General features: G+C 46.7%; 2 protein-coding genes and 1 pseudogene. All 3 read right to left on the bottom strand.

Annotation, left to right across the window (positions count from 1 at the left end; translation table 11 throughout):
* Positions 1-211, bottom strand: a pseudogene (locus F8N49_RS28135) (glycosyl transferase); the annotation flags it as partial.
* Positions 208-1,176 carry an SDR family oxidoreductase gene (locus F8N49_RS27300; RefSeq protein WP_071173157.1) on the bottom strand — a complete coding sequence of 323 codons (969 nt, stop codon included), beginning with the start codon at positions 1,174-1,176 and terminating at the stop codon, positions 208-210. The gene F8N49_RS27300 and the pseudogene F8N49_RS28135, both read right to left, overlap by 4 nt.
* A gap of 209 nt (positions 1,177-1,385) precedes the next feature.
* A partial coding sequence (locus tag F8N49_RS27295) for a glycosyltransferase (protein ID WP_151553276.1) occupies positions 1,386-2,261 on the bottom strand: 876 nt, incomplete at its 5' end.

The following is a 2,261-nucleotide window of genomic DNA, read 5'->3' as shown; positions in this document are numbered from 1 at the left end:
CGGAAATCAAATCCGTAAAAAACAGAACACCCATGGACAAGATAAATGCAACAACAACTGCTACACCGCCACCGCGTGGCGTAGCCACAACATGAGAGCTGCGTGCATTGGGAACATCTATCAGACTCCGAGATATCGCATACCGGCGCAAAACAGCAGTCAGCAAAAAAGAAATACCGAAAACCAATGGAATGAAATATCCGTAACTCATCTTTTGCGAGACTCCAGAAAATGCTCGGCCGTTGCCTTCAAACCCTCATCCAGGGTGAAGGGCGGACGCCAGCCTAACAACTCTCGGTTCTTCTTGATATCGACCTGTAGCGAGCCGAAAAGCCGCTGAGCGACTGCACCTCGCCCCACCAATTTAGCGAAGAACTTCAATAGCGAAACAGGAACGGGTATGAGCCAGGTTTTTCTACCCAAGAAAGTCAGAAGACGTTGCATCAATTGGGTTGTAGAAACATCTTCATCATCACTGACCAGAAACACTTGGTTTGCGGCACGAGGATGATCGACACACCTAGTGACCAAATCAACGACGTTATTGAGGGAAACGAGACTTCGCAGGTTGTGAACAGATCCGAAAGGCATTGGAATGCCCTTCGTGAGCCAGTGCATCATTTGACGAAAGTTCGCACTTACACCTGGACCATAAATTAGTACCGGGCGGATGATTACAACTTCTATTGCGCCTGTCTGGGCAAGCTGCATTAGTTGTTGCTCTGCTTCGTATTTGGAGATTCCATAAGCATCTGATGGGAGCGGAGTGTCGCCGGCACTAAAGGCATGGCCGAGCAGAGTAGCTTCGCCATTAACCTTGATAGAACTAATATAGATGAACCTTTTGGCACCGGCCGCGACGGCCTGCCGTGCCAGACAAAGTGTTCCTTTGACATTAACCGTGCGAAACTCTTCAATCGATTGTGCCGAGTCTTCTTGCATGACATGCACTCGCGCCGCAGCATGTACAACAACATCCACACCAGTTAGAGACTCTCGCCAGTCGGTATCGTCACTGATATCCGATACACGAGTAACCGTTACTATTTCTGGTAACTTACCTCTGACATTACGGAGCGGAGCCACAATGGAAATATCTGGAAAAGTGGCAAAATGCTGAACCAAGGACCTTCCAAGAAATCCTGTCGCACCGGTGACAAGTATTTTTTTTGGCATTTTTAACCGATTCGGGGGGAGCAAAGGCTCAATTTATCACGAAAAGCGTGCAGGAGAAATTACTGAGCAATCATCTCAGAACATTCTCGCAACCCGATACGGTAGACCCTGATCTGGATTTTCCGGAGCTGAGAAGATGCAAAAAAGTACGGGCAAGTCTACAACTCAAGCCTCTTCGATATATACACACGAAAAGTGTACCAGCCAGCCTAGCGCGGCCCTTTAAAATGAAAGTAGCGCAAAAATTTATTAAGCACTCTGGCAATAGTCAATTTAATACCGCCCTCATACATGGAAATTTCAACCAACAACCAATAATGGGACAAGCGCCTGACGAATCCGCCCCAAGTTGAAATACGAACAGGCTGTATCGTGCTGCTATTCATTAATCTTCCGCCCACTTGAAAAAGAGCGGTCCATTGCGCAGCTACAGTGGCGATATCAAACCGGCGAAGCACGTCATTGTATGCGTTGTCAGCAATGGTAGCCCTACTCGCCTCATCATCCAAATAACGTTCGATAGCAGCGATCCAGCTTGCCGCAGTGTTAGATTCAATAAATAATCCGGTTACACCATCCACTACAGAACCTACGTAACTTTCAGATTGCGTATAAATCCCGGCACATCGAAATGCAGAGTACTCACGATATTTGTTGTTCGTTTTATACTTATTAGAATTTTTGTTATCAAGCGGAGCGAGACCAATTTTCCACCCGCGTTGTACTTGAAAGTTTATATATTCAGCATAGCTATTCATATGCCCAAAAAATCTTACTCTGCCCCCCTGCGTCAACCAGCTGGGTATGCAGCCGACAAACTCAAAAACCACATTGCTCCTTTTCGCGAGTATATGAGGGATCACGTCCTTGAGAATATCCAGATCTGCATCACGCGATGGGCTGCCAGCAAATCCGATACGATATTCCGAGTCCGTACTTACTTCGCAACCAGAAAGTAATGAAAAATCAAAAAAAGCGGGCAGAAGCACCGTATTGCGATTTTTCGGAAGTATGTACTCTCTAAGAGCTACCGAATTGGCAATAACAGTATGCGCTTTCTCCACCGCATACTTTAGAGAGCGTCG

Source organism: Pseudomonas sp. GXM4, from assembly GCF_008923895.1.
GTDB classification, from domain to species: Bacteria; Pseudomonadota; Gammaproteobacteria; order Pseudomonadales; family Pseudomonadaceae; genus Aquipseudomonas; species Aquipseudomonas atacamensis.
Note: the sequence above shows the minus strand (reverse complement) of the source record. Positions and strands in the feature narration are given on the sequence as shown.

Excerpts from the sequence above, each read along its gene's own strand:
- F8N49_RS27300 (WP_071173157.1), bottom strand. The coding sequence starts at position 1,176 with ATGCCAAAAAAAATACTTGTCACCGGTGCGACAGGATTTCTTGGAAGG.